At 68.2% G+C, this 25,292-nt stretch carries 22 protein-coding genes and 1 other RNA gene; 8 read left to right on the top strand and 15 right to left on the bottom strand.

All coding sequences use genetic code 11. From position 1 onward, the window contains the following. Nucleotides 1-514 precede the first annotated feature (514 nt). The 3 genes from nusG to hemC form a co-directional block, all read right to left on the bottom strand. Nucleotides 515-1,048, bottom strand: coding sequence for a transcription termination/antitermination protein NusG (gene nusG, locus P1J78_RS08580; RefSeq protein ID WP_275566926.1), 534 nt, complete (start codon nucleotides 1,046-1,048; stop codon nucleotides 515-517). 340 nt (nucleotides 1,049-1,388) lie between these two features. Further along, nucleotides 1,389-1,589, bottom strand: a complete 201-nt coding sequence (gene secE / locus P1J78_RS08575; protein WP_275566925.1) for a preprotein translocase subunit SecE — start codon at nucleotides 1,587-1,589, stop codon at nucleotides 1,389-1,391. A 69-nt stretch (nucleotides 1,590-1,658) separates the two neighbouring features. Further along, nucleotides 1,659-2,609 (bottom strand): hydroxymethylbilane synthase, encoded by a 951-nt coding sequence (gene hemC, locus P1J78_RS08570; RefSeq protein WP_275566924.1) that lies wholly within the window; start codon nucleotides 2,607-2,609, stop codon nucleotides 1,659-1,661. A 130-nt stretch (nucleotides 2,610-2,739) separates the two neighbouring features. On the opposite strand from hemC, the gene hemE reads away from it, so the two are divergent. Together hemE and P1J78_RS08560 are read left to right on the top strand one after the other, a co-directional pair. After that, on the top strand, nucleotides 2,740-3,768 hold the full coding sequence (hemE, locus tag P1J78_RS08565; RefSeq protein ID WP_275566923.1) for a uroporphyrinogen decarboxylase: 1,029 nt from the start codon (nucleotides 2,740-2,742) through the stop codon (nucleotides 3,766-3,768). A gap of 754 nt (nucleotides 3,769-4,522) precedes the next feature. After that, nucleotides 4,523-6,226 carry a tryptophan halogenase family protein gene (locus tag P1J78_RS08560; RefSeq protein WP_275566922.1) on the top strand — a complete coding sequence of 568 codons (1,704 nt, stop codon included), beginning with the start codon at nucleotides 4,523-4,525 and terminating at the stop codon, nucleotides 6,224-6,226. A 71-nt stretch (nucleotides 6,227-6,297) separates the two neighbouring features. Here the strand turns inward: P1J78_RS08560 and hemF are convergent, their stop codons facing one another. The 4 genes from hemF to clpS form a co-directional block, all read right to left on the bottom strand. Then, a complete protein-coding gene (hemF, locus tag P1J78_RS08555) occupies nucleotides 6,298-7,188 on the bottom strand; it encodes an oxygen-dependent coproporphyrinogen oxidase (RefSeq protein ID WP_275566921.1) in 891 nt (296 codons plus the stop codon). A 91-nt stretch (nucleotides 7,189-7,279) separates the two neighbouring features. After that, a complete protein-coding gene (locus P1J78_RS08550; protein WP_275566920.1) occupies nucleotides 7,280-8,089 on the bottom strand; it encodes an SDR family NAD(P)-dependent oxidoreductase in 810 nt (269 codons plus the stop codon). A 31-nt stretch (nucleotides 8,090-8,120) separates the two neighbouring features. Next, nucleotides 8,121-9,119 (bottom strand): class I SAM-dependent methyltransferase, encoded by a 999-nt coding sequence (locus P1J78_RS08545; protein WP_275566919.1) that lies wholly within the window; start codon nucleotides 9,117-9,119, stop codon nucleotides 8,121-8,123. A gap of 19 nt (nucleotides 9,120-9,138) precedes the next feature. Beyond that, nucleotides 9,139-9,459 carry an ATP-dependent Clp protease adapter ClpS gene (gene clpS / locus P1J78_RS08540; protein WP_275566918.1) on the bottom strand — a complete coding sequence of 107 codons (321 nt, stop codon included), beginning with the start codon at nucleotides 9,457-9,459 and terminating at the stop codon, nucleotides 9,139-9,141. Nucleotides 9,460-9,590: 131 nt separating this feature from the next. On the opposite strand from clpS, the gene P1J78_RS08535 reads away from it, so the two are divergent. Together P1J78_RS08535 and P1J78_RS08530 are read left to right on the top strand one after the other, a co-directional pair. Then, nucleotides 9,591-10,289, top strand: a complete 699-nt coding sequence (locus P1J78_RS08535; protein ID WP_275566917.1) for an HAD family hydrolase — start codon at nucleotides 9,591-9,593, stop codon at nucleotides 10,287-10,289. 303 nt (nucleotides 10,290-10,592) lie between these two features. Beyond that, complete coding sequence (locus P1J78_RS08530; RefSeq protein ID WP_275566928.1) at nucleotides 10,593-11,924, top strand: D-alanyl-D-alanine carboxypeptidase family protein; 1,332 nt, start codon at nucleotides 10,593-10,595, stop codon at nucleotides 11,922-11,924. Between the two features lie 285 nt (nucleotides 11,925-12,209). Here the strand turns inward: P1J78_RS08530 and P1J78_RS08525 are convergent, their stop codons facing one another. From P1J78_RS08525 to P1J78_RS08505, 5 genes are all read right to left on the bottom strand, one after another. Next, the gene (locus P1J78_RS08525) at nucleotides 12,210-13,874 is read right to left on the bottom strand and encodes an ABC transporter ATP-binding protein (protein WP_275566916.1); all 1,665 of its coding nucleotides are present in this window, start codon (nucleotides 13,872-13,874) and stop codon (nucleotides 12,210-12,212) included. Next, the gene (locus tag P1J78_RS08520; RefSeq protein ID WP_275566927.1) at nucleotides 13,871-14,977 is read right to left on the bottom strand and encodes an ABC transporter permease; all 1,107 of its coding nucleotides are present in this window, start codon (nucleotides 14,975-14,977) and stop codon (nucleotides 13,871-13,873) included. The genes P1J78_RS08525 and P1J78_RS08520 overlap by 4 nt, the downstream gene beginning before the upstream one ends. Nucleotides 14,978-15,100: 123 nt before the next feature. Then, nucleotides 15,101-16,198, bottom strand: coding sequence for a microcin C ABC transporter permease YejB (locus P1J78_RS08515; RefSeq protein ID WP_275566915.1), 1,098 nt, complete (start codon nucleotides 16,196-16,198; stop codon nucleotides 15,101-15,103). A gap of 19 nt (nucleotides 16,199-16,217) precedes the next feature. Then, nucleotides 16,218-18,104, bottom strand: coding sequence for an extracellular solute-binding protein (locus P1J78_RS08510; protein WP_275566914.1), 1,887 nt, complete (start codon nucleotides 18,102-18,104; stop codon nucleotides 16,218-16,220). A 184-nt stretch (nucleotides 18,105-18,288) separates the two neighbouring features. Continuing rightward, a complete protein-coding gene (locus P1J78_RS08505) occupies nucleotides 18,289-18,816 on the bottom strand; it encodes a c-type cytochrome (RefSeq protein ID WP_275566913.1) in 528 nt (175 codons plus the stop codon). Between the two features lie 117 nt (nucleotides 18,817-18,933). Between P1J78_RS08505 and P1J78_RS08500 the strand changes: the two genes are divergently transcribed. Continuing rightward, nucleotides 18,934-19,764: a prephenate dehydratase gene (locus tag P1J78_RS08500; protein WP_275566912.1), complete on the top strand. Its 831-nt coding sequence runs from the start codon at nucleotides 18,934-18,936 to the stop codon at nucleotides 19,762-19,764. Between the two features lie 35 nt (nucleotides 19,765-19,799). On the opposite strand, the gene P1J78_RS08495 is transcribed toward P1J78_RS08500, so the two are convergent. Both P1J78_RS08495 and nudC read right to left on the bottom strand, forming a co-directional pair. Then, a complete protein-coding gene (locus P1J78_RS08495; RefSeq protein ID WP_275566911.1) occupies nucleotides 19,800-20,267 on the bottom strand; it encodes an SRPBCC family protein in 468 nt (155 codons plus the stop codon). Nucleotides 20,268-20,308: 41 nt separating this feature from the next. Continuing rightward, entirely contained in the window at nucleotides 20,309-21,271 is a 963-nt protein-coding gene (gene nudC / locus P1J78_RS08490; protein ID WP_275566910.1) for an NAD(+) diphosphatase, read from the bottom strand. Nucleotides 21,272-21,460: 189 nt separating this feature from the next. Here nudC and P1J78_RS08485 point away from each other — a divergent pair, with 189 nt between their 5' ends. The 3 genes from P1J78_RS08485 (at nucleotide 21,461) to rsgA (ending at nucleotide 24,840) form a co-directional block, all read left to right on the top strand. Then, nucleotides 21,461-23,443 carry a bifunctional 2',3'-cyclic-nucleotide 2'-phosphodiesterase/3'-nucleotidase gene (locus P1J78_RS08485; RefSeq protein WP_275566909.1) on the top strand — a complete coding sequence of 661 codons (1,983 nt, stop codon included), beginning with the start codon at nucleotides 21,461-21,463 and terminating at the stop codon, nucleotides 23,441-23,443. A 150-nt stretch (nucleotides 23,444-23,593) separates the two neighbouring features. After that, nucleotides 23,594-23,690: signal recognition particle sRNA small type (gene ffs / locus P1J78_RS08480), an RNA gene on the top strand. A 118-nt stretch (nucleotides 23,691-23,808) separates the two neighbouring features. Further along, nucleotides 23,809-24,840 (top strand): ribosome small subunit-dependent GTPase A, encoded by a 1,032-nt coding sequence (rsgA, locus tag P1J78_RS08475; protein WP_275566908.1) that lies wholly within the window; start codon nucleotides 23,809-23,811, stop codon nucleotides 24,838-24,840. 30 nt (nucleotides 24,841-24,870) lie between these two features. Here the strand turns inward: rsgA and P1J78_RS08470 are convergent, their stop codons facing one another. Next, a complete protein-coding gene (locus P1J78_RS08470) occupies nucleotides 24,871-25,269 on the bottom strand; it encodes a hypothetical protein (RefSeq protein WP_275566907.1) in 399 nt (132 codons plus the stop codon). Nucleotides 25,270-25,292: the final 23 nt, after the last annotated feature.

Below are 25,292 nucleotides of genomic sequence, written 5' to 3'. Positions count from 1 at the left end.
CCAGTTTCCCTGGGCCTTCAGAAGGGCCTGAGATGCCTGGGATTTATGGGCAGAGAGGTTGTCCAGGATGACGACGTCGCCGGGTGCCAGGCAAGTCCAACACGGCGACCGACGACATGGCCGTTCCGCTTCGCCATGACATACTGGCCGTCGCCGCCATGTCTGAGGAAGTCCCCGAAACTGTGCTGCATGTAACCTCCGCGCGAGTGCGGAAACGGTTCTAGCGAACTTTAGCAAAGGAAACCTAACTCAACCGTTCGCCAGCAATCCGGTGGCTCGTACGCGAGGCGGTCAAAAACCCCTGACAGAAGTAGTGCGCCAAAGAACGGTCGCTTTTGTCCCTCTTCCATCGCGCCCCCATCGCCAGTGGGTCAACTAGGGCAGAACCCCAAGGCAAAACCTCCTGCGTATTGGTACCTTGATGGCTTGTTGCTGAGCGCAATCGCACCCCCAACGCAAAACGCCCCGGCTCAGGACCGGGGCGTTTGAAGAAGGCAGAAGCTGGCGCCCGCCGCTACGACTGCTTTGACACCTGCGTGTATTCCAGCTCCACCGGCGTGGCCCGGCCGAAGATCGACACCGACACCTTCAGGCGCTGGTTGTCGTCGTCCACTTCCTCGACCATGCCGTCGAAGCCCTCGAACGGGCCGTCGGTCACCGACACCTTCTCGCCCACGTCGAAATGGATCAGGGTGCGCGGCGCCTCCTGCCCTTCTTCGACGCGGTTCAGGATCGAATTCACCTCATCGTCGCGCATCGGCATCGGCTTGCCCTGCGGGCCGAGGAAGCCGGTGACGCGGTTGATCGAGGTGATCAGGTGATAGCCGGCATCCGACATCTCCATGCGCACCAGCACGTAGCCGGGCATGAAGCGGCGCTCGGTCGTGACCTTCTTGCCCCGGCGCACCTCGATGACCTCTTCGGTCGGCACCAGGACTTCCTCGATCTCGTCCTCCAGCCCGGCATCGGCGACGGCGTGCTTGATCTGCTCCGCCACGCGCTTTTCGAAATTCGAGAGCACGCTCACCGAATACCACCGCTTCGCCATACCGTTCCCGTCCTCGCTGTGCCCCGAATTTTCGACGAAAATTCGCGCCGTTGTTTTGTCTGGCTCCCGAACACGTCAAGGCCGGCCGGTCGAATCGAAGCCTGTCGTGTCGGGGAAGTCCGGCCCCGATACAGCGCAACGCCGCCGGATTCAAGCGTTTCCGCCCGCCCCGCCGGCATGGCCTCGTCCGTGGGGTCGGTAGGCCCGCGCCCCCGGACGCGGGGTCGTCCACCGCTCCCGAAGCACACGACATCCACACGCGGACGCAAATGCCGTTAGCGCTATCTGTAAGGATTTCAGGGAGTTGATACGGTGTCCAACCTTGGACACCCGTCGGGCGTCAGCCCACCACGTTCAAGAGCAGCTGCAGCCCCGACCGGATGATCCAGTCCACCAGGAAGAAGAAGATCGCCGTCAGCGTGGCCATGATGAAGACCATCACCGTGGTCAGCAGCACCTCCCGCCGGGTCGGCCAGACGACCTTCGCGACTTCGGCGCGGACCTGCTGGATGAACTGAAGCGGGTTGGTGCGGGTGGCCATGGGTCTTCCTCAACGGTCGGGTGGGCGGCAGATACGGGCTTTGCCGGCGGTTTTCAAGCCGTCATCGGCTCACCGCCAGTCAAAGAACCCCTCGCCGGCCCGGGCGAGCAGCCCCTGGGCCATCGTCCGGCCGATCTCGGCGCCGTCCTCCGCCGGGCCGCTGGCCGCGTCGGCCAGTGCCTCCGACCCGTCGGTCCTGAGGATCTCGCCCCTGAGCCGCAGGGTTCCGCCGTCGAGCTCCGCCAGCCCCGCGATGGGCGTTTCGCAGGAGCCGTCCAGCGCCGCCAGAAACGCCCGCTCGGCCGCCAGGAGCGTCGCCGTCCGCGCGTCGTGGATCGCCGCCAGCATCTCGCCCGTCGCGGCATCGTCGGACCGCCGCTCGATCCCGATGGCCCCCTGGGCGATCGCCGGCAGCATGTCGCCCGGGTCGATGGGGGCATGCGGGATGCCCGGCTGGTTCAGCCGGTTCAGCCCCGCCATCGCCAGGAAAGTCGCCTCGGCCACCCCGTCGGTCAGCTTCCTCAGCCGGGTCTGCACGTTGCCCCGGAACTCGACCACCGTCAGGTCCGGCCGGCGGTTGAGAAGCTGCGCCTTCCGCCGGAGGCTGGAGGTGCCCACCGTCGCCCCCTCGGGCAGGTCGGCGATCCGCTGCAGCGCCGGCGCCACGAAGGCGTCGCGCACGTCCTCCCGCGGGAGGTAGCAGTCGAGGATCAGGCCCGCGGGCTGCTCGGTCGGCATGTCCTTCATCGAGTGGACCGCGATGTCGATGCCGCCCGACAATAGCTGCTCCTCGATCTCCTTGGTGAAGAGCCCCTTGTTGCCGATCTCCTTGAGCGGCTTGTCGGCCGCGATCAGCGCGGCGTCGTCGCCGGTGGTCTTGATGACCACGACCGCGAAGGCCTCGGCGGGCAGGTCGAAGGCGGCGGCGAGCCGGTCGCGGGTCTCGTGGGCCTGGGCCAGCGCCAGCGGCGAGCCGCGGGTGCCGATCTTGAGCGGGGCGTCGGGTGTGGGCCTGGTCATGCGCCCTGCTCTATCGCCGGCGGGCGGCCGGGAAAAGCCCTCGATTGCCGCGGCATCGGGCCGCCGCCGCCGATACCGGCTTGACTTGCGGCCACCCGCGCGGGACCAAGCCGGGCGACAGGAGGCATGCATGGCAGAAAAGACGATCCTCAAGGCCCTGGCGGGCGAAACCCAGGCGGTGCCGCCGGTCTGGCTGATGCGGCAGGCCGGCCGCTACCTGCCGGAATACAAGGCCACCCGGGCGAAGGCGGGGGATTTCCTGACCCTGTGCTACACGCCCGAGCTGGCCGCCGAGGTGACGCTGCAGCCGATCCGCCGCTACGGCTTCGACGGGGCGATCCTGTTCGCCGACATCCTGCTGGTGCCGCAGGCGCTGGGGGCCGACCTGTGGTTCGTCACCGGCGAGGGGCCGCGGCTGTCGACCATCGACGGGCCGGCCGATTTCGACGCCTTGAAGCCCGCCGGGGCGATCCACGAGACCCTGTCGCCGGTCTACGAGACGGTGCGTATCCTGTCGAAGGAGCTGCCCGGGGAGACCACGCTGATCGGCTTCGCGGGCGCCCCCTGGACGGTGGCGACCTACATGATCGCCGGGCGGGGCACGCCGGATCAGGGCCCGGCCCACGCGCTACGGCAGGAAAACCCGGCCGTCTTCGACGCGCTGATGGAGCGGATCACCGAGGCGACGATCCTGTATCTCTCGGCGCAGGTCGAGGCGGGGGCGGAGGTCGTGAAGGTCTTCGACAGCTGGGCCGGCTCGCTGAAGGGCGAGGCTTTCCGGAGATACGCGCTGGAGCCCGCCCGCCGGATCGTGGCGGCGCTGAAGGAGCGGCATCCGGGCCTGCCGGTCATCGTCTTCCCGCGCGAGGCGGGGGAGTTCTACGAGGGCTTCCACGCCGCGACCGGGGCCGACTGCGTGGCGCTCGACAACTCGGTCGATGCGGACTGGGCGGCGGCGCATGTCCAGACGAAGGGCTGCGTGCAGGGCAACCTCGATCCCAAGCTCATGGTGACCGGCGGCGAGGCGCTGGTGGCGGAGACGAAGCGGATCGTCCGGGCGTTCTCGGGCGGGCCGCATATCTTCAACCTGGGCCACGGGATCACGCCGGATGCGAACCCGGAGAACGTGCATCGGATGCTGGAGGCGATCCGGGGGTAGCGGGGGGCCGGATCGCGCCCGTCCGGAGAGTGTCCGAGGTTGGACGGGGGTCCAACTTGTTGAAATTTCTTCGGATAGCGCTAACAGGACAGTCTGGACGCATACTACACGACACGACTTTCTCGGCATTGCCGGGCAGCGGCCCCGGTCGAGGGCAACGCCGTGCAGCGCCGGCCCGACGAAACCGACCTGAGAACACAGTTGCCCGGGCGCGAGGCAGGATCGTGGCGCCAGTGGCGCCGCGCAAGCCTGCGGAGGGACGGCGCTGCACGGCGGTCCGCCGCGCGGAGCAGGTGGAAATGTCCCACGGAAAACCCAGTGTCGTGCAGTGTGGCCCGGACGGTACTGCTCGACACTCCTTCCTTGGCTCTGCCGGATAGCGGCCGCGCTCAAACAGTGCGCCACGCGAGGCAGGTGAAAATCGTCCGCGCCGATCCGGTGCCGTGCAATGGGTGGCGTCCTCTCCACAGCCCTCCCATCCTTCCCCGTGCGCAAGGTCCGGGGATGCGCGACCTACGTGAATGGCCCGGCATTCCGTTGGCCACGGCTCCCGGCGGGCACACGGCAATCGGGTTTGTTCGGCGTAGAACGAGTCGCGCCGGACACCCCGCATCGCGCGCACCGGGCGCGCGCCCCAAAGCACCGGGCCCCGGCGCGCCATACCAATACCCCACCCCGCGGAGGCCCGTGACACCGCCCGGCCCGTGCGGCTAGACTTCCCCTACGGAAAAGACAGGCGAGGGGGACAGGCGGCATGGCGGAGCCGATACGCGAAGTGACCATCGTGGGCGGCGGCACGGCCGGTTGGCTGGCCGCGCTTTTGCTGCAGAAGGGCATGCCGCAGGGCCGCAAGGCGAAGATCACGCTGATCGAATCCCCGAACGTGCCCACTGTCGGCGTCGGCGAGGCGACGGTGCCCAACATGCCCCGCACGCTGAAGGATGCCGGGCTGTCCGAACGGAAGTTCTTCAAGACCTGCAACGCCTCGTTCAAGCTGGGCGTCGATTTCGTCGACTGGAACCGCGACAGCGCCGGAAAGCCGATTTCCTACATCAACCCGTTCGCCCTGCCGCCGTCCTTCGGGCGGATGGAGCTGGGCGTCTATTACAACGACATCGGCGCCGGCAACCTGGACTTCGTGCAGACCTTCGCGCCGACGGTCGACCTGATCCGGGCCTGCAAGGCGCCGCGGCTGCCCGGCGCGGGGGACTTCGACCAGACGCTGAAGGTCGGCTTCGCCTATCACCTGGACGCCGGCAAGTTCGCCAAGCTGATGCAGGAGACCTGCGTCGCGGCCGGGGTGCGGCACGTGCCGGACGACGTGCAGGAGGTCGAGCTGGACGACAACGGCTATGTCGCCGCGCTGCAGCTGGAGCGGTCCGGGCGGCATCCGGTGGAGCTTGTCATCGACTGCACCGGGTTCCGCGGGCTGATCATCAACAAGGCCCTGGGCGAGCCATTCGTCAGCTATTCGAACTACCTCGCCAACGACCGCGCCATGGCGCTGCAGATCCCGCATCCCGACCCGCAGAAGCTGGAGCCGGTCACGCGCTCGACGGCGCTCGGCAACGGCTGGTCCTGGCGGGTGCCGCTCTATAACCGGATCGGCACCGGATACGTCTATTCCAGCGCCCATGTCAGCGACGACGCCGCGCGCGAGGATTTCCTGCGCCATCTCGGCCCCGCCCACAAGGATGCCGAGCCGCGGGTGATCCCGATGCGGGTGGGGCGCACCCGCAACGCCTGGGTGAAGAACTGCGTCGCGCTGGGGCTGGCGGGCGGCTTCATCGAGCCGCTGGAATCGACGGCGATCCACATGGTCGATCTGGGGGTCCGCTGGCTGGTCACCTACTTCCCCGACAGCGACTTCGCGCCGGCGCTTCGGGACCAGTACAACCGGCTGACCGACAAGCTCTACGACGAGGTGCGGGATTTCATCTGCCTGCATTACGCGCTGAGCAACCGGACCGACACGCAGTACTGGATCGACGCGCGCGAGGCGCTGGAGGTGCCGGAGCGGCTGGCCGAACTGCTGGAGGTCTGGCGCTATGCGCTGCCGGGGCAGTACGACCTGCCCTTCGCGTCGCTGTTCGATCACACGACCTATCAGGCCGTCTTGCTGGGCAAGCGGGTCTACGAGACCGGCTATGGCCGGGGCGACCTGGCGCGCGGGGCGCGGCTGGACCGGGCGAAGTGGAAGGCCTATGTGCAGCAGCTGCGCGGGCAGGTGAAACAGACGGTGCAGGCGGCCAGCGATCACCGGGCCTACCTGGCGCAGGTGCGCGGCGAGATGGCCCCGGCCGGAGCGGCGTCGGGGGCGGCCTCCGGGGCCGGGACGGCGGGGGCGTTCCAGATGCCGACGGCGACCGTGGCGATGCCGGGCACGCCGATGGGGCAGTTGCCGCGCGTGCCGGCGGCGCCAAAGAAGCTGGACGAGGAGGATGCGAGCCTGTTGTGAGCCGCGGCGCCGAGGCGCGGCGGCGGTCAGCGCGGGGGCGGCGGCGTCCGGGCGGTCTTAGGGCGGGTACCTCACGGCCATTTCGCCAGCGGCGGCAGGCTCATCAGCACGGCGTTGGCGTCGTGGCCAGTGGCCAGCCCGAACTTGGTGCCGCGGTCGTAGACGAGGTTGTACTCGGCATAGAGCCCGCGGTGGACGAGCTGGGTCTCGCGGTCGGCCTCGGTCCAGGGCATGTCGCGGCGGCGTTCCGTCACCGGCAGGTAGGCGGGCAGGAAGGCGCGGCCGACGTCCTGGGTGAAGGCGAAATCGGCCTCCCAGTCGCCGGAATTCAGGTCGTCGTAGAAGATGCCGCCGACGCCCCGGGCGCGGTGGCGGTGGGGGATGTAGAAATACTCCTCGGCCCAGGCCTTGTAGCGGTCGTAGACATCGTCGCCGTGGGGGTCGCAATGCGCCTTGAGCGCGGCGTGGAACTGTTCGGTGTCCTCGGCATATTCGATGCAGGGGTTGAGGTCGGCGCCGCCGCCGAACCACCAGGCGTTCGGCGTCCAGAACATGCGGGTGTTCATGTGGACGGCCGGCGTGTGCGGGTTCTGCATGTGGGCGACGAGGCTGATGCCCGAGGCCCAGAAGCGCGGGTCGACCTCGATCCCCGGCACGCCGCGGGCGGCCATCGCCTTCTGCGCGGCCTCGCCGAGGGTGCCGTAGACGGTGGAGATGTTGACGCCGACCTTCTCGAACACCCGGCCGCCGCGCATCACGCTCATCAGCCCGCCGCCCGCGTCAGAGCCGTCGTCGGAGGCGCGGCTGGTTTCGGTGACGTCGAACTTGCCGGCGTCGTCCTCGGCGAAGGGGCCGGTGTCCTGGCTCATCTCCAGCGCCTCGAAGGCGGCGACGATCTCGTCGCGCAGCTCGCGGAACCAGGCGGAGGCGCGGGATTTGCGGTCTGCGAAGTCGTCGGTCATGGGCTCCCCTTCCTGCTGGCGGCGCGGCGCTCGTCGGACCCGGGCGGGCCCTTCTCGCGAGGAGGGCCCGGAGGGGCTGACGAGCGGTGCGTCAGTGCGCCGCCGTGGTGACGGTATCCATCAACGAGCGGCCGCCGTCCACCGTCAGGATCTGGCCGGTCATGAAGCCCGAGCCGTCCGAGGCGAGAAACCGCGTCGCCTCGGCCACTTCGCCGGCGCTGGCGATGCGCGCCAGCGGCGTGTGGCGGATGATGTCGTCGCGGCAGCGGTCGTTCTCCTTCAGCGTGTCCTTCAGGCTGGCGCTCATCACGCTGCCGAAGGCCACCGCGTTCACCCGGATGTGGTGCGGCGCCAGCGCCACCGCCATCGCCCGGGTCATCTGGTCGAGCGCGGCGCAGCTGATCGAATAGGCCAGGAGGTCCGGGTGGGTGCGCCGCGCAGCGATCGAGGACAGGTTGACGATCGAACCCGCCGGCCCCTCGTCGCCCTCCTCCTCGGCCTGCTTGATCATCCGCTTGGCGACCAGCTGGGTCAGCCGCAGCGAGGTCATCAGGTTCTGCTGCAACAGCGTCTCGACCGCGTCGTCGTCGGGGTTCAGCGGGTCCGACGCCTGCACCTGCCGGCTGGCGTTGATCAGGATATCGACGGTGTCGAAGGCGTCGATGGTCGCCGAGAGCAGATTGTTGATGGTCAGCTTCTCGCGTAGGTCGCCGGCGAAGTAGCGGATGTTGGAATCCTCTTTCGCGGCGGCCTCGCCGACCTCCTTGATCAGCCGCGCCTCGTCCATGTCGGCGAAGACGACGTTGGCGTCCATTTCGGCGAAGTGCCGCCCGATGGCCAGGCCGACGCCGTTCGCGGCGCCGGTGACGATGGCGGTCTTTCCAGCGATGGAGAATGACATGAGTGGGTGTCCCGATTCCCTTGGGGGGAGGTTAACGGCCGCCGCCGCGGGCGGATACCGGTTTGGCGGCGGCCAGTATCTTGAACCGGCCGCTGCCGGCAATCTCCTGCACCTCGCGAAAGCGGGCGCGGGCCTCGGCCTCGTAGGGCAGATGGCGGTTGGCGACAAGCCAGAGCCGGCCGGAGGGTTTCAGCATCGCCGCCGCGGCGGCGATGAAGCCGCGGCCGAGCCCCGGATCGGCGTCGCGGCCGATATGGAAGGGCGGGTTGGTGACGATGGCGTCGAGCGGCTCGTCCGGCCGCCAGCTCAGCGCGTCGGCCCAGTGAAAGCGGGCGCGCGGGTCGGTCACGTTGCGCCGCGCGCAGTCGAGCGCGGCATGCTCGGCCTCCACGAGGTGCAGTTCCTCGACGCCGTCGCGGGTCAGTACCTCGGCGGCGAGATAGCCCCAGCCGGCGCCGAGATCGGCCATGCGTTTGGGCAGCTTCGCCGGCAGCGCGGCGGCCAGCGCGGCCGAGCCCTCGTCCACGGCATCGGCCGAGAACAGGCCCGGCACGGTCACGAAGCCGCCGTCGACGGTGGTTTCCCCGGCCTCGGCCCAGCCCGTGAAATCGCCGCCGGTGACGACGAAGATCTTGCCATGCGCCTTGGACAGCGCCTCGCCCACCGTGCCGGTCTTGCGGGCCTCCTTCAGCAGGCTCTCGATCCCGTCGGCCTTCTGGCCGTCCACCGCGACCGGGCCGCCGCCCGTCGCCGCCATCGCGCGGGCCACCAGCGCCCGCGCCTCGGCCTTGGCGCGCGGCACGCAGACCAGCGCGGCGGCATAGTCGCCTTGGGCGGCGACGGAGGTGTCGTAGCCCGCGGCGGCGAAGGCGTCGTGATCGGGCCGGAAGCCCTGGATCACCTGCACCCGGTCCTTCGGCAGGGCCGAGAGGTCATAGCCCGCCCGCGGCCGGAACACGGCGATTCGCCCTGCCTCCGGCAGCACGAGGGCGCCGCTGTCCAGCGCGCCGGTCAGGCGGGACACCGTCATCGGATCGGGCGCGCCCGCCCTACTCCTTTTCCATGGTGCATTGCAGCGGATGCTGGTGGCGGCGTGCAAAATCCATCACCTGGCCGACCTTTGTTTCCGCGATCTCGAAGCTGAACACGCCGACCACGGCGACGCCCTTCTTGTGGACCTGCAGCATCAGCTCGAAGGCCTGCGCGTGGTTCATGCCGAAGAAGCGTTCCAGCACGTGGACGACGAATTCCATCGGCGTGAAGTCGTCGTTCAGGAGCAATACCTTGTAGAGCGGCGGACGCTTCGTCTTGGCGCGCGTCTCGGTGACGACGCCGGCGTCGCCATCGGGCTCGTCGGGCTTGTCGCTCATCTGATCGGGCCAACGCATCACGCGGGTCTACTCCGGCAAAACTCTTTGATTGCTGTGCCGCGACTATATAAGCCCATGGTTCCCCGTGAAAAGGGGGGCGCAAGGGCCCGTGTCGAGGTTAGGGGGCACAAATGACGGAAAGGTTGACGACGATCGGCTTCGATGCCGACGATACGCTGTGGCATAACGAGCAGTTCTTCCGCATCACCCAGGACCGATTCTGCGATCTGCTGCGCGACCATGCCGAGCCCGACCACCTGAACGAGCGCCTTCTGGCGGCGGAGCGGCGCAACATCGGGCGTTATGGATTCGGCATCAAGGGCTTCATGCTGTCGATGATCGAGACGGCCATCGAGGTCACGGAGGAGCGCGTGCCGGCCCGCGTCGTTTCCGAGATCATCGCCGCCGGGCAGGAGATGCTGGGCCATCCTATCGAGCTCTTGCCCCACGCGCAGGACGCCGTCGCGGCCGCGACCGAGCGGTTCCGCGTCGTGCTGATCACCAAGGGCGACCTGCTGGACCAGGAACGCAAGCTGGCGCAGTCGGGGCTGGGCGAGCTGTTCGACGGGGTCGAGATCGTGTCGGACAAGACGCCCGACGTCTACGCCCGCATCTTCGAGCGGCACGGCGACGGCGCGGCGCGGGCGATGATGGTCGGCAATTCGATGAAGTCCGACGTGCTGCCGGCGATCGCGGCGGGCGGCTGGGGCGTGTTCGTGCCGCACGACCTCGCCTGGGACCTGGAACATGCCGAAGCGCCGGAGCATCCGCGGTTCCGCGAGATCCCCGACCTTGGCCAATTGGCCACAGTCCTGCGGGAATTCGCCTGAGCGCGCGGCCACATTGCCGCCACAATGAAACATCTTGGGGGCCTGCAATCCCGTTTCCCAATATTTAGCAGATTGGGTGAAGAGATAATTGAAAGGCGTTGAAATTTCTTTGTTTTCGGGGTGCGGGCGCCGTGGTACTGTTTTCACAACAAGGCGACCGGGCGTGAGATCCGGCGCACCGAGGCAGCAAACAGGATAAGCACCGTGACACGTCGTCTCGTGCAGGCCGCCCGCATCGGGCTGGTTCTCTTCGCAATCGCGATTTTCTCGGGCGGGCCGGGCCAGGCCGCCCCCTACGCGGCCATGGTGATGGACATGCGCTCGGGCGAGGTGCTGCATTCGCGCAATGCCGACACCCGGCTGCATCCCGCGTCGCTGACCAAGATGATGACGCTCTACGTCGTGTTCCAGGCGGTGGAGCATGGCGAACTGACCATGGATACCGTCATCACCATCCCGAAAGAGGCCGCGGCGGAGCCGCCGTCGAAGCTGGGCCTGCGGACGGGGCAGAAGATCAAGCTGCGCTACCTGGTGCGCGCGGCGGCGGTGAAGTCGGCGAACGACGCGGCGACGGCGCTGGGCTTCGCGATCTCGGGCTCGGAATCGGCCTTCGCGGCGCGGATGAACCGGACCGCCAGGGCGCTGGGAATGAACGACACGACGTTCAAGAACGCCCACGGGCTGACCGAGAACGGCCACCTGTCGACGGCGCGGGACATGACCACGCTGGGCCGGCACCTGTTCTTCGACTACCCGGAATACTACAACCTGTTCTCGCGCATCACGACCGACGCCCAGCTGCGCGAGGTGTCCAATACGAACCGCCGGTTCCTGCGCGCCTACCAGGGCGCCGACGGGATCAAGACGGGCTATACCCGCGCGGCGGGCTTCAACCTGGTGGCCTCGGCGATTCGCGGCAACAAGCGGATCATCGCGACGATGTATGGCGGACGCTCCACCGCGCAGCGCAACGAGAAGGTGGCCGAGCTTCTGGACCTGGGCTTCTCGCGGGTGCCCGAGCACGTGGCGCTGCGCAAGCCGTCGAAGCCGCCCTACACGCCCGGGGTCGATGCGGGGCGCATCCGCAACGCCGAGCGCGCGCCGGAGCGCAGCCCCCTGCCCCGTCTGCGTCCGGGCAGCGAGGTGCCGGAAGAGATGCTGGTGGCGATGGCCGAGACGATCGAGGCGACGGTGACGGCCGTGGAAACGGTGCCCGAGGCCACGGGCCTGCCGGAGGCGGCCGCGGTGCCGCCGCCGCCGAAGCCCGAGACGCTGGTCGAGATGGCCGGGCTGGCCGAGGACGGCCCGGCGGTCCCCCGGCCGCGGCCCGAGACGCTGGTGGCCGAGACGGCCGCACCCGAGCGCGTGGTGGTCGAGCGGCTGTCGACCAGCGGCGACCGGCACTGGGGCATCAACGTGGGCCGCTATGCCTCGCGCTACCAGGCGGAGCGGGTGCTGTTGCAGACGGCGCTCACCGAGCTGGGCACGCTGGACGAGGCGCTGCGCAAGGTGAAGCATTCGGCGCGCGGCTTCGACGCGAACTTCGTCGGCATGACCCGCGACGGCGCCGCACTGGCCTGCGAGCGCCTGACCGCCCGCAACATCGAATGCACCACGCTGGACCCCGCGTCCTGATCCGATCCGGGCTTTGCCTCGGAGCCGCCGTCGCCTGAGACCCGACGGACAGGCGACGGCACGACGGGCAAGAGGAATCGCGGAGGGTCCGCGCCGCAGGCGTGGAAACCGCTATTCCTCTTGAGCGGCGGGACGGCGTCTGTCAGGCAAGGCTCAGGCGATGGTGGCTTCGAGGCTTTGCCTTGGTGAGCCAGAAGCTGAATTCCTTCCCCTGCCACATGCGCGCCGCGCCTTCGAGAGCGCGGGTGGGTGGGTGGGTGCGCTCTCGAAGGCGCGGCCCCGTCCCTAAGCCACGCGCTCCGCGTGCAGGTCGAAGGCCGCCGCCATCAATTGCCTGGTGTAGTCCGACTGCGGCGCGTCGAAGATCGTGGCCGCGTCGCCGGCCTCGACGATATCGCCGTTGCGCATGACGATGACCTTGTGCGACAGCGCGCGGACCACCTTCAGGTCGTGGCTGATGAACAGATAGGCCAGCTTGTGCCGCTCCTGCAGCTTGCGCAGCAGCTCGACGATCTGCACCTGCACCGTCATGTCCAGCGCCGAGGTCGGCTCGTCCAGCACCACCAGCTTGGGCCGCAGCACCATGGCGCGGGCGATGGCGATGCGCTGGCGCTGGCCGCCGGAAAACTCGTGCGGATACCGGTCCATCGCGCCCAGCGGCAGGCCGACCTCCTCCATGATCTCGGCCACCAGCTCGCGCTGGGGCCGGCCGTCGCCGACCTTGTGGATCGCCAGCCCCTCGGCGATGATCTGCTCCACCGTCATCCGCGGGCTGAGCGAGCCGTAGGGGTCCTGGAACACGATCTGCATGTCCGAGCGCAGCTTGCGGATCTTGCGGCGGTCGGAGGAACTGAACGACCGCTTGAACGAGTCCCACGCCCCCGCCTCGCCGGCGCCGCGCGGCTGCGAGGTGATGTCGCGGCCCAGCACGGCGATCCGGCCCTCGGACGGGATCAGCCGCATCATCGCCAGGGCCAGCGTCGTCTTGCCCGAGCCGCTTTCGCCCACGATGCCCAGCGTCTCGCCCGCGCGGACAGAGATGGTGGCGTCGTTCACCGCCTTCACGTGGCCGACGACGCGGCGCAACAGGCCGCGCTGGATCGGGAACCAGATGCGTAAGGAGTCGGTCTCGGCCACCGTCTCGGCGCCCTCGGGGACGGGGCCCGGGGCCTCGGCGGCCTCGGCGCTCAGGAGCTTGATCGTGTAGGGGTGCTGCGGGTTGTCGAAGATCTCCTTGGTCGCGCCGTGCTCGACGATCTCACCATCCTTCATCACGCAGACCCGGTCGGCGAAGCGGCGCACGATGGTCAGGTCGTGGGTGATGAACAGAAGGCTCATCCCCTGCTCGTCCTTCAGCTTGGCCAGGAGTTCCAGGATTTGCGCCTGGATCGTGACGTCGAGCGCGGTGGTGGGTTCGTCCGCGACCAGCAGGTCGGGGTCGTTCGCCAGCGCCATGGCGATCATCACCCGCTGCCGCTGCCCGCCCGACAGCTGGTGGGGATAGTCGGCGAGCCGGCTTTCCGGGTCGCGGATGCCGACCTTGTCCAGCAGTTCCACGATCCGCGTCTTCACCGCGTCGCCCTTCAGCCCCTGGTGCAGCTCGATCGACTCGCGCAGCTGCTTTTCCAGCGTGTGCAGCGGGTTGAGCGAGGTCATCGGCTCCTGGAAGATGAACGAGATGTCGTTGCCGCGGACCTTTCGCAGGGTCTCGACCGAGGCGCCGACCATCTCGTCGCCCTTGTAGACGACCGAGCCGCTCACCTCGGCGCTTTCCGGCAGCAGCGACACGGTGGAGAGCGCAGTGACGGACTTGCCCGAGCCGCTCTCGCCCACCAGCGCGACGGTCTCGCCCTTTTCCACGTGGAACGACACGCCGTTGACGGCGCGGATCGTCTCGCCGTCCTGGTTGAACGAGACGTTTAGGTCCTTGACGTCCAGAAGCGGGCTCATGTGAAGGTCTTCCTGGGGTCGAATGCGTCGCGGATGCCTTCGAAGATGAAGACCAGCAGCGACAGCATGATCGCGAAGGTGAAAAAGGCGGTGAAGGCGAGCCACGGCGCCTGCAGGTTCTGCTTCGCCTGAAGCGTGAGTTCGCCCAGCGACGGCGCCGAGGACGGCAGGCCGAAGCCCAGGAAGTCGAGCGAGGCCAGCGTGCCGATGGTGCCGGTGATGATGAAGGGCAGCATGGTCAGCGTGGCGACCATGGCGTTGGGCAGCATGTGGCGGAACATGATCGTCCAGTTCGACACGCCCAGCGCCCGGGCGGCGCGGACGTATTCGAAGTTGCGCGCGCGCAGGAACTCGGCGCGCACCACGCCCACCAGCGCCGGCCAGCCGAAGAGCGCGGTCAGGAACACCAGGAGCCAGAACGATCGGCCCAGGATCGCGAACATGATGATGATGATGTAGAGCGACGGCGTCGAGACCCATATCTCGATCAGCCGCTGGAAGATCAGGTCGAGCCAGCCGCCGAAGAAGCCCTGGACGGCCCCGGCGACGATGCCGATCAGGCTGGCGATGGAGGTGACGATGATGGTGAACAGGATCGACAGGCGGAAGCCGTAGATCACCCGCGCCACCACGTCGCGCGCGGTATCGTCGGTGCCCAGCCAGTGCGCGGCGTTGGGCGCCGAGGGGGCGGTGCCGTCGATGTCGTTGATCGTGTTGTAGGAATAGGGGATCGGCGGCCACATCAGCCAGCCCTTGGCGATCTCCTCGCCGCCGACGATGCCGTCCTCCGCGTCCGCGATGATGCCTTCGGGGTCGTCGAAGCAGCTGTCCATCCCGCCCGAGACGATCAGGCACTGCACCTCGATGTCGGCATAGACCGCTTCGGTCGCGAAATCGCCGCCGAAGGCGGTTTCCGGGTAGAAGCGGAAGATCGGCATGTGCCAGTCGCCGCGGTAGTTGACGAGGATCGGCTTGTCGTTGGCGATGAACTCGGCGAACAGCGACAGGCCGAACAGGATGCAGAAGATCACCATCGACCAGTAGGCGCGGCGGTTCTTTTTGAAGTTGCGCCAGCGGCGCTGGTTCAGCGGCGACAGCCACATCGCCCGCCGCACCGGCGGCACCGGCGCGGCCGGGTCGCCGGGGGTGGGCTCGGGGCGCGGTTCCGGTTTCGGCTCGTGCGGTTCCGGCTTGGGGCGGTACTGGTCGTCCGGCAGTGCCATGGCTCAGCCCTCCCTCTTCTCGAAGTCGATGCGCGGATCGACGAAGACGTACATCAGGTCGGACACGATCCCGACCACCAGCGACATCAGCCCGAACACGAAGAGCGTGCCGAAGATCACCGGATAGTCGCGGGCGACGGCCGCCTCGAAGCCCAGCCGGCCGAGACCGTCGAGCGAGAAGATCGTCTCGATGATGATCGAGCCCGAGAAGAACACGGCGATGAACACGCCCGGAAAGCCCGCGATGACGATCAGCATCGCGTTGCGGAACACGTGGCCGTAGAGCACGCGGCGCTCGTCCAGGCCCTTGGCGCGGGCGGTGATGACGTATTGCTTCTTGATCTCGTCGAGGAAGCTGTTCTTGGTCAAAAGCGTCAGCGTCGCGAAGGACGAGATCAGCGAGGCGACGACCGGCAGGGTGATGTGCCAGAAGTAGTCGGCGATCTTGCCGATCAGCGACAGCTGTTCCCAGTTGTCCGAGGTCAGGCCGCGCAGCGGGAAGATCTTCCAGTACGACCCGCCGGCGAACAGCACCAGCAGCAGGATGGCGAACAGAAAGCCCGGGATCGCGTAGCCGACGATGATGGCCGACGAGGTCCAGGTATCGAACGACGTGCCGTCCTTGACCGCCTTACGGATGCCCAGCGGGATCGAGATCAGGTAGGCGATCAGCGTGGACCAGAGGCCGAGCGAGATCGACACCGGCATCTTTTCGAGGATCAGGTCCACGACCGAGATCGAGCGGAAGTAGCTCTCGCCGAAGTCGAACTGCAGGTAGCTCCACATCATGTCGAGGAACCGCTGCAGCGGCGGCTTGTCGAAGCCGAATTCGCGCTCCAGCTCCTCGATGAATTCCGGCGGCAGGCCGCGCGCGCCGAGGTAGCGGTCGCTCGCGCCGCCGCCCCCGCCGCCCGAGCTTTGCGCCGCCTCGGAGCCGCCGCCCGAGATCGACTCGAACACGTCGCCCTGGCCTTCCATGTTGGCGATGATCTGCTCGATCGGACCGCCGGGGACGAACTGGGTCAGCGTGAAGTTGACGATCATGATCCCCAGCAGGGTCGGGATCACCAGCAGCAGTCTGCGAAGGATATAGGCTCCCAAGGGTGCGGGACTCCCGTCGTCAGTTGATGGCGCCGGCGGCGCGGAGCTCTTCGGCGGCCTCTTCGTCGTACCACCAGAAGCTCAGGTGCCCCAGCGCCAGCGGCGGCAGCGGTTCGCTGTAGCGGTACATGTCGTAATAGGCGACCGTATGGACGTCCTTGAACCACTGCGGCACCCAGAACCCGATGGCGCGCAGCACCCGGTCGAGCGCGTGGACGGCGGTGTGCAGCCCGTCGAGGTCGCTGGCCTCGATCACCCGGGTGATCAGCCGGTCGACGGCGGCGTTCTCCAGCCCCATCAGGTTGCGCGAGCTGTCCTCGGCGGTGCTGGAATCGTACCATTGCCGCAGCCCGACGCCGGGCTCGAAGCCCATGCTGAAGGTGTGGTTGACGAGGTCGTAGTCGCCCAGCCGGCGCCGTTCGGTGTATTGCGCGATGTCCACCCGTTCCAGCCGCGCGTCGATGCCGATCGAGCGCAGGCTTTCCACATAGGGGTTGATGATCCGGTCGAAGGCCGGGCTGTAGCTCAGGATGACCAGCGACAGCGGCTCGCCGTCCTTCATCCGGACGCCTTCGGCCCCGGTGCTCCAGCCGGCCTCTTCGAGCAGGCGCACCGCGTCGCGCCGGACCCGGCGCGACGGCAGGTTCTCTTCCGCCTCGTTCGACGGCGCCATCACCGCCGGTTCGGACAGGATTGCCTCGTCCAGCAGCCCCTCCTCGACCAGCGGGCGCAGAAGCTCCTGCTCCGCCTCCGAGGGCGTGCCGGTCGCCTCCAGCTCCGAGTTCTCCCAGAACGAGTTCACGCGCTCATAAAGCCCGTAGAACAGGGTCTCGTTGGCCCATTCGAAGTTGAACATCAGCCGCACGGCCTCGCGCACCCGCGGATCCTGCCAGGGCTCGCGGCGCAGGTTGAAGACCCAGGCCTGGCCCGAGCCGATGGTGCCGTCGGGCAGTTCCGCCTTGACGACCCAGTCGTTTTCCAGCGCGGGGAAGTCGTAGCCGGTCGCCCATTGCTTCGACGAATTCTCGACCCGGAACGTGTAGTCGCCGGCCTTGAACGCCTCGAACGCGGCGGCGGAGTCGGCGTAGTATTCCACGCGGATGCGGTCGAAATTGTTCTGGCCCACGTTCAGCGGGTGGTCGGCGCCCCAGAAGTCGGGGTCGCGCTCGTAAATGATCTGCCGGCCCACGTCGAAGCTGCCGACGCGGTAGGGGCCGGTGGCCATGAACGGCTCCAGCGTGGATTCGTCGATCCGCGCGCCGGTTTCCTCGAACCAGTCCTTGGAGAACGGCCCGATGATGCCGGCGATGCCGATCACGTCGCGCCGCGGCGCGTCCTCGGTGAAGGTGTACTTGATGCGGTGCGGGCCCAGCACCTCGACATCCTCGATGAAGCCCTCGACCACGTTGACGAACTCGGTGATCCCCTGCTCCATGAACAGCTCGAAGGTGAACTTGATGTCCTCCGCCGTCATCGGGGTGCCGTCCCAGAAATGCACGTCGTCGCGCAGGTTGAAGATCACCCAGTCGCGGCTTTCGGGATATTCCAGCGTCTCGCAGAGGTAGCAGTAGAGGCCGTAGGGGTCGTCGGCCACGCCGACCAGAACGTCCTCGTACATCAGCTCGGTCAGCGCCGCCGACACGCCCTTGCGGGTGAAGTTGTTGAAGCTGTCGAACCCGCCCGAGGCCGACTGGCTGATCTCGCCGCCCTTGGGAGCGTCGGGGTTGACGTAGTCGAGATGCTCGAAGTCGGGGCCGTATTTCAGCGCGCCGAAATTGGACACGCCATGCGCCTCGGTCACCTTGTCCTCCACCTTGTCCTCCTGGGCCGCGGCGGCGGGGGCGAGCGCCACCAGCGACGCCAGGGCCAGCGGAAGGGCGCGGTGGAAAGGGGCGGTCATCGGCATGTCGGGCTCCTCCGGTCTGAACCTGTCTGCAACGCTTTCGTCCAGCCTAGCGCGTGTTGCGCGACTTTCAGGAAAAAAAAGCTGATGACAAGTTGCATTGCGTCAAACGCGCGTGATCCGTGCGTCCACGAAAAAGGCCGCCCCGAAACGGGACGGCCCCTGCGTAACACATGCGCGCGCGCGATCAATCGTCGAGCGTGTCGAGCCAGGCAATCAGGTCGGCGCGGTCCTCGATATCGTCCATGCCGTTATAGGACATGCGCGTGCCGGGGGCGTAGCCGGACGGATCCTCGAGAAAGGCGCTGAGGTTTTCCGGCGTCCAGACATCGGCGGCCTCTTCCAGCGCGCCGGAGTAGTTGAAGCCCTCGACCGCGTCGACCTCGCGGCCGACGATGCCGTAGAGGTGCGGGCCGGTGGCGTTCTCGCCTTCTTCGACCCGGTGGCAGGAGCGGCAGGCCCGGAACAGGCTTTCGCCGGCGGAGGCATCGGCCTCGGCGTAGACGGTGGCGAAATCGACCTCCTCGACGACTTCTTCCTCCTCGGTACCGTCCCCCTCGCCGGTCTCGATGGTGAAGGCCTGATGATGCTCGTCGCCGTGGCCGCCCTCGCCGACGTGATAGATCACCTCGCCCGCCCAGTTGCCCAGCAGGAAGATCAGGAACATGCCGCAGAAGCCGCCCACGATCTTGGTCAGTGTCATAGTGTCGAACATGTCGCGTTCCGTCCTGTCCAGATTCCGGCGCTATCTACCCGCTTCCCAATCCCCGGTTCAAGGGATATGAGGCGCGACCAAACGACCTTTCCGGGCTTTTTTCGCAGGTTTAGCACCATGACAGGACGTATCGCATTCCAGGGGGAACCCGGCGCCTATTCGCACCAGGCCTGCCGCGAGGCGCGCCCGGACATGGAGGCGCTGCCCTGCGGCACGTTCGAGGACGTGATCGAGGCGGTGCGCTCGCGGCGTGCCGATCTGGCGATGCTGCCGGTGGAGAACTCCACCTACGGCCGCGTCGCCGACATCCACCGGCTGCTGCCCGAAAGCGGACTGCATATCGTCGACGAGGCCTTCGTGCGGGTGCATATCAGCCTGATGGCGCTGCCCGGCGTGAAGATCGACGAGATCGAGACGGTGCGCGCGCATCTGGTGCTGCTGCCGCAATGCGCCTCGTACCTTGGCGAGTACGGCATCCGCGGCGAGGCCGCCGCCGACAGTGCGGGCGCGGCGGCCGAGATCGCCGCGACGGGCACCCGGACGATCGGCGCGCTGGCCTCCGACCTCGCCGCCGAGATCTACGGGCTGAACATCCTGGCCCGACATATCGAGGACCACGCCCACAACACCACCCGCTTCCTGATCATGGCGCGCGAGGGCGACCCGGCGCGGCGCGACGAGGACATGATCACCACCTTCGTGTTTCGCGTGCGAAACATTCCGGCGGCGCTCTACAAGGCGATGGGCGGCTTCGCGACCAACGGCGTCAACATGACCAAGCTGGAAAGCTACATGATCGACGGCTCGTTCACCGCGACCCAGTTCTACGCCGATATCGAGGGCCATCCCGACGACCCGAACGTCAAGCTGGCGATGGAGGAGCTGGCCTATTTCACCAGCTACCTGAAGATCCTCGGCACCTACCCCGCCGACCTGCCGCGCAGCTGAGCGGCGTTGACGCGAGACGACTGTCGCGGCGCGGATCACCCCGCCTTCCGGTAGCTCGCCTCGACGGTCTGCGCGTAGTCGTAGACGCGGCCCTTGAACCGCTTTTCCATGTTGCCGCGCGCGAATTTCAGCGATTGCACCAGCAGCCGGCCGGACAGGTTGCGCGGCGCCATCTCAAGCGACAGCTGCATCCGCGTGCGGCGCGGCGACAGCGAGACGAGCTCGACCTGGACCGTCCCGTCCAGCCCGCCGGACTGCGCCTCCAGCCGCAGCGTGGTGGGCGCGTCGAACGTGGCGACCCGGGCGTCGATCTCGCGCGGCCGGCCGCGGAAGGTATAGGTGATGTCCCATTCGCTGCCGAGCCCCGGCGCGCCCATGGTGTCGTTGCGCACCACCTCGGCCCCGCGCCGCAGCGCCTGCCGCTCGAACCCGTCGAAATTCGTAACCCGCGACCAGACATGCTCGATCGGCGCCTCGATGTCCTCGCGCGTGGAAAGCTTCATCACCCCTGCCGTCTCCGTCGTCTGACCGATGCCCCCGGCGGTCAGTCTAGCCGGTCGGCCAGCCAGTTCCAAATCAGGAAATGCGCGATGGCGCCCCGCCGCGCCGGTTTCAGCCGCGTGCTGTTGCCGGCGAACACGTCCATCATCTCTTCCCGGCTGACCCAGATGGCGTCCTCGATCTCGTTCGTGTCGACCTCGATCTCGGCCGACAGCGCGTCGCCGCGGCAGCCGAACATCAGCGAGGCGGGAAACGGCCAGGGCTGCGAGGAGAGATAGTCCACGGTCCCGACACGGATGCCCGATTCCTCGAACACCTCGCGGCGCACCGCGGCCTCGATGGTCTCGCCCGGTTCCACGAAGCCGGCGAGCAGGGAATACATCCCCTCGGGCCAGTGCGGGCTGCGCCCCATCAGCACGGAATTGCCGCGCAGGATCAGCATGATGACGACCGGGTCGGTGCGCGGGAAGTGATGCGCGCCGCAGGTCGGGCAGTCGCGCTGCCAGCCGGCCATCGTCATCTCGGTCGGGGCGCCGCATTTGGCGCAGGCGCCGTGGGTGTGGTGCCAGCTCAGCACCGCCTTGGCCGTCGCCACCAGCTCCGCCGCGCGCGGGGTCATCCGGGTCATCGCGCCGCGCAGCTCGGCGAAGACGTGGTCGCCGGGCAGCGCCGGGTGCCGCTGCTGCGAGGGGTCGAAGAAGGCGCCGAGGGTGTCGGGCGCCTCCTCGGGCTCCCAGGCGGAGATGTCGAAGGCAAAGCGCGGACCGGTGTCGTCCAGCCCCAGGAACACGGGCCGCCCCGCCTGCGCGAAGACGGCGTGGTCAAGCGGCAGCCAGCCGGGCAGATCCAGCGCCTCGCCGGTCAACAGCGGCTTGCCGCGCCAGATGGGCAGGGCGCGCGCATGGGCATCGGCCAGCTGCGCCGCGATGGCCCCGGGATTGCCGCGCAGTTCCGCCGCACGGTTCAGCGCCGAGCCTCCGAATGTCACCTGTTCCGCGATCCGCACGCCGGCCCCCCGTCTGTGCCCCCGTCTGTCCCGCCCCATGCTTCGCACGCGGGACGGGCGGGCGCAAATCGAGGCGGCCCGCCGGATCCGTCGGCGGCGGCCGGCGCAGGGATGCCGTGGCGACAACCATCGCTTTGGTGTCACACGCCGCCGCTATAGGCTCAGCGCAGATAGTCAGGGAGAATCGAAATGGCTAGAAAGTCCACGCCGCATTTCAACCGCCGCGCGTTCCTCGCCGGCACCGCCGCCGGAGCGTCCTTGATCGCCCTCCATCCCTATTCCGCCCGGGCCGCCGCGAACCAGGTCCACCTGCGACTGATGGAGACGACGGACCTGCACGTTCACGTCTTCCCCTACGACTATTACAGCGACCGGCCCGTCGACACGGTGGGCCTGGCGCGCACCGCGTCCATCGTGGACGAGATCCGCGCCGAGGCCACCAACTCGATGCTGCTGGACAACGGCGACCTGATCCAGGGCAACCCGATGGGCGACTACATCGCCTACGAGCGCGGGATGAAGGAGGGCGACATGCACCCGATCATCACCGCGATGAACACCGTGGGCTTCGACGCGGCGACCATCGGCAACCACGAGTTCAACTACGGGCTGGATTTCCTGATGAAGTCGATGGCCGGCGCCGCGTTCCCGGTGGTGCTGTCGAACGTGGCGACCGAACAGGGCGGCGGGCCGCGGGGCGATACCACGCTGTTCAAGCCCTACGTGATCCTCGACCGGACGGTCACGGACGGCGCCGGCAACGAACACCGGATCAAGGTGGGCGTCATCGGCTTCACCCCGCCGCAGATCATGACCTGGGATTCGAAGCACCTGGAGGGCAACGTGAAGGTGCGCGACATCGTCGCCACCGCCGAAGCCTGGGTGCCCGAGATGCGCGAGGCCGGGGCGGACATCGTGATCGCGCTGTCGCATTCGGGGATCGGCGCCGACCGGCATGCCGAGGGGATGGAGAACGCCAGCGTTCCGCTGGCCGCCGTCGAGGGGATCGACGCGGTGATGACGGGCCACCACCACCTGGTCTTCCCGGGCACCGCCTACGAAGCCTCCGGCGCCGTCGATCCGGCCACCGGCACGATCCACGGCAAGCCCGCGACGATGGGCGGCTTCTGGGGCTCGCATCTGGGCCTGATCGACGTGATGCTGGAGAGGGACGGCAACGAATGGACGGTGATGGGCTTCGAGACCTCTGCGCGGCCGATCTCGAAGCGGAACGAGGACCGCTCGGTCGAGGCGCTGGTGGAGAGCGACGAGGAGGTCCTGGCCTCGGTGCAGGACGAGCACGACGCGACGCTGGCCTATGTGCGGCGCGCGGTGGGCAAGACCTCGGCGCCGCTGCATTCCTACTTCGCACTGGTGGCGGACGACCCGTCGGTGCAGATCGTGTCGAACGCGCAGCTGTGGTATATCGAGCAGATGCTCGCGGAGACCGAGTATGCCGACCTGCCGCTGGTCTCGGCGGCGGCGCCGTTCAAGGCCGGGGGCCGCGGCGGGCCGGAGTATTACACCGACGTGCCGGCCGGCGACATCGCGATCAAGAACGTGGCGGACCTGTACCTCTATCCCAACACGATCCGGGCGGTGAAGGTCACGGGCGCAGAGCTGAAGGATTGGCTGGAGCGGTCGGCCGGGATGTTCAACCAGATCACGCCGGGCGAGGCGGACCAGGTGCTGCTGAACCCCGACTTTCCCAGCTATAACTTCGACGTGATCGACGGGGTGACCTACCAGATCGACCTGTCCGAGCCGTCGAAGTTCGACAGCGACGGCAACCTGGTGAACCCGGACGCCAACCGCATCGTGAACCTGGAGTACCAGGGCGCGCCGGTCGATCCGGCGCAGGAATTCGTGGTGGCCACAAACAACTACCGGGCGGGCGGCGGCGGCAGCTTCCCCGGCGCGGACGGCTCGACGATCATCTTCGAGGGGCCGGACACCAACCGCGACGTGATCGTGCGCTATATCGTGGACCAGGGCACCATCAACCCGTCGGCCGACGCCAACTGGACCTTCGCGCCGATGGAAGAGGGCACGAGCGTGCTGTTCGACACCGGCCCGGCGGCGGAGGAATACGTCGAGACCGTCACCGGCGTGGACATGGAATATGCCGGCGACGGCCCGGACGGCTTCGCGCGGTTCCGCATCACGCTCTGAGCCGGGCGTTTCCAAACGGAGCGCCTGCGGCGCGTTGTTTTTCCTGCGATGGGGGGCGCTGCCCCCCATACCCCCCGGCGTATTTCGGACGAGAAGAAGCCCGGGCGCGTTCTCTTGCGAATCCGGTGGGATCTTCTTATGTAACCGGTCGAGAGGTTGGCGCGGGCAAGCGCCTCGCCAACCCGGTCAGGTCCGGAAGGAAGCAGCCGTAACGAGCCCCGCTTGGGTCGTTGTCCAACCTCTCACCCTATCGAACGGAAGGCTTCATGGAGCTTGTCGTCCAATAAGGCTTAGCGCGTCCTGCGCGCTTCGACGCGAGACCCCGGCGGTTTCGCGCCCCTTTTCCGTTCGAAGGACTCAAGACATTGACCGATATTTCGCTGACCGGCCTCGGCTGGTCCAACACGTTTCGTGCGCAGCTGACCGAAGACGATACCGGCAGCCCCGCGCGCATTTCCGCCGTGGCCCGGGATCGGGTGACGGCGCTGACCCCGGAGGGGCCGCTGGGGCTGGTTCCCGGGGGGATGTCCACCGGCGAGATCGCCGTGGGCGACTGGGTGCTGACCGATGGCGCGCGGGTGCTGCGGGTGCTGGAGAGGCAGACGCTGATCCAGCGGCGGGCCGCCGGGGAACGGGCGGCGCGGCAGCTGATCGCGGCGAACGTCGACACGCTGGGCATCGTCACCTCGTGCAACGCCGATTTCAACGTCGCGCGGCTGGAGCGCTACCTCGCGCTGGCCGCAGCATCGGGGTGCCTGCCGCTGGTGATCCTGACCAAGGCCGACCTGGCCTCGGACCCGCGGGACTATGCCCGGCGGGCCGAGCGGCTGTCGCCGCTGGTCTCGGCCATCGCGCTGGACGCGCGCGACCCCGGGGCGGCCGAGCTGTTGCAGCCGTGGTGCCGGGCGGGGCAGACGCTGGCGCTGGTGGGCTCGTCGGGCGTGGGCAAGACCACGCTGACCAACACGCTGACCGGGCGGCACGACGCGACGCGCGGAATCCGCGAGGATGACGCCAGGGGGCGGCACACCACCACGGCGCGGGCGCTGTTGCCCATGGTCTCCGGCGGCTGGCTGATCGACACGCCGGGGATGCGCGAGCTGGGGCTGACCGAGGCGGCCGAGGGCATCGGCGAGGTGTTCTCGGACATCGCGGCGCTGGCGGCGGCGTGCCGGTTTTCCGACTGCGCGCACGAGACCGAGCCGGGCTGTGCCGTCACCGCCGCGATCGCGGCGGGGGAGCTGGACCCCGAGCGGCTGAAGCGCTGGCGCAAGCTCCTGCGCGAGGATGCGCGCAGCACCGAGACGATCGCCGAGGCGCGGGCGCGCGGCAAGGCGTTCGCACGGCATGTGGCGGCGGTGACGAAGGACCACCGCAGGCGCAAGGGCGACGTCTGATCGGGCCCCTGGGGCGCCGCCGGCGCGGCCTCACTCCGGCGGCGGCTCCGTCACCGGGGCCGCGTCCGGCGCCGGGGCGGGGGCCGACGACGGCGGCGCGGCGGGTTCGGGCCTGGGATCCGACAGGTTCACCCAGACGAGCAGACCGGCCAGCGCCAGGGCCGACAGCCCCAGCACGGCCACCGGCACGAAGCCGGCCCGGCGCAGGCCGGTGCGCCGCGGCAGCCCCCAGGCGAAGATCGCGGTCAACAGCGCCAGCAACGTCGCGGCGGCCTGCCAGGCCATGAACACGCCGACCTTGTTCCAGCCGCGGGCCAGGCCGAAATCCTTCGCCGGCGTCAGGTAGAAGGCGATGAACGCGCCGAAGAAGGCCACGACCCAGGCCAGCAGCAGGACCAGGACAATCAGCCGTGACCGGTCCTGTTGCATGGCGGTCCTCCCTCGCGCGCTTG

It is taken from the genome of Psychromarinibacter sediminicola (assembly GCF_029168335.1).
In the GTDB taxonomy this organism is placed as follows: domain Bacteria; phylum Pseudomonadota; class Alphaproteobacteria; order Rhodobacterales; family Rhodobacteraceae; genus Psychromarinibacter; species Psychromarinibacter sediminicola.
The sequence above is the reverse complement of the archived record's forward strand: the minus strand, read 5'-3'. Positions and strand labels throughout refer to the sequence as shown.

What these genes read in the sequence shown, in the direction of transcription:
- nusG (WP_275566926.1), bottom strand. Translation starts at nt 1,048, where the DNA reads ATGGCGAAGCGGTGGTATTCGGTGAGCGTGCTCTCGAATTTCGAAAAG.
- secE (WP_275566925.1), bottom strand. Translation starts at nt 1,589, where the DNA reads ATGGCCACCCGCACCAACCCGCTTCAGTTCATCCAGCAGGTCCGCGCC.
- hemC (WP_275566924.1), bottom strand. Translation starts at nt 2,609, where the DNA reads ATGACCAGGCCCACACCCGACGCCCCGCTCAAGATCGGCACCCGCGGC.
- hemE (WP_275566923.1), top strand. Translation starts at nt 2,740, where the DNA reads ATGGCAGAAAAGACGATCCTCAAGGCCCTGGCGGGCGAAACCCAGGCG.
- P1J78_RS08560 (WP_275566922.1), top strand. Translation starts at nt 4,523, where the DNA reads ATGGCGGAGCCGATACGCGAAGTGACCATCGTGGGCGGCGGCACGGCC.
- hemF (WP_275566921.1), bottom strand. Translation starts at nt 7,188, where the DNA reads ATGACCGACGACTTCGCAGACCGCAAATCCCGCGCCTCCGCCTGGTTC.
- P1J78_RS08550 (WP_275566920.1), bottom strand. Translation starts at nt 8,089, where the DNA reads ATGTCATTCTCCATCGCTGGAAAGACCGCCATCGTCACCGGCGCCGCG.
- P1J78_RS08545 (WP_275566919.1), bottom strand. Translation starts at nt 9,119, where the DNA reads ATGACGGTGTCCCGCCTGACCGGCGCGCTGGACAGCGGCGCCCTCGTG.
- clpS (WP_275566918.1), bottom strand. Translation starts at nt 9,459, where the DNA reads ATGAGCGACAAGCCCGACGAGCCCGATGGCGACGCCGGCGTCGTCACC.
- P1J78_RS08535 (WP_275566917.1), top strand. Translation starts at nt 9,591, where the DNA reads ATGACGGAAAGGTTGACGACGATCGGCTTCGATGCCGACGATACGCTG.
- P1J78_RS08530 (WP_275566928.1), top strand. Translation starts at nt 10,593, where the DNA reads ATGGTGATGGACATGCGCTCGGGCGAGGTGCTGCATTCGCGCAATGCC.
- P1J78_RS08525 (WP_275566916.1), bottom strand. Translation starts at nt 13,874, where the DNA reads ATGAGCCCGCTTCTGGACGTCAAGGACCTAAACGTCTCGTTCAACCAG.
- P1J78_RS08520 (WP_275566927.1), bottom strand. Translation starts at nt 14,977, where the DNA reads ATGTGGCTGTCGCCGCTGAACCAGCGCCGCTGGCGCAACTTCAAAAAG.
- P1J78_RS08510 (WP_275566914.1), bottom strand. Translation starts at nt 18,104, where the DNA reads ATGCCGATGACCGCCCCTTTCCACCGCGCCCTTCCGCTGGCCCTGGCG.
- P1J78_RS08505 (WP_275566913.1), bottom strand. Translation starts at nt 18,816, where the DNA reads ATGTTCGACACTATGACACTGACCAAGATCGTGGGCGGCTTCTGCGGC.
- P1J78_RS08500 (WP_275566912.1), top strand. Translation starts at nt 18,934, where the DNA reads ATGACAGGACGTATCGCATTCCAGGGGGAACCCGGCGCCTATTCGCAC.
- P1J78_RS08495 (WP_275566911.1), bottom strand. Translation starts at nt 20,267, where the DNA reads ATGAAGCTTTCCACGCGCGAGGACATCGAGGCGCCGATCGAGCATGTC.
- P1J78_RS08485 (WP_275566909.1), top strand. Translation starts at nt 21,461, where the DNA reads ATGGCTAGAAAGTCCACGCCGCATTTCAACCGCCGCGCGTTCCTCGCC.
- P1J78_RS08470 (WP_275566907.1), bottom strand. Translation starts at nt 25,269, where the DNA reads ATGCAACAGGACCGGTCACGGCTGATTGTCCTGGTCCTGCTGCTGGCC.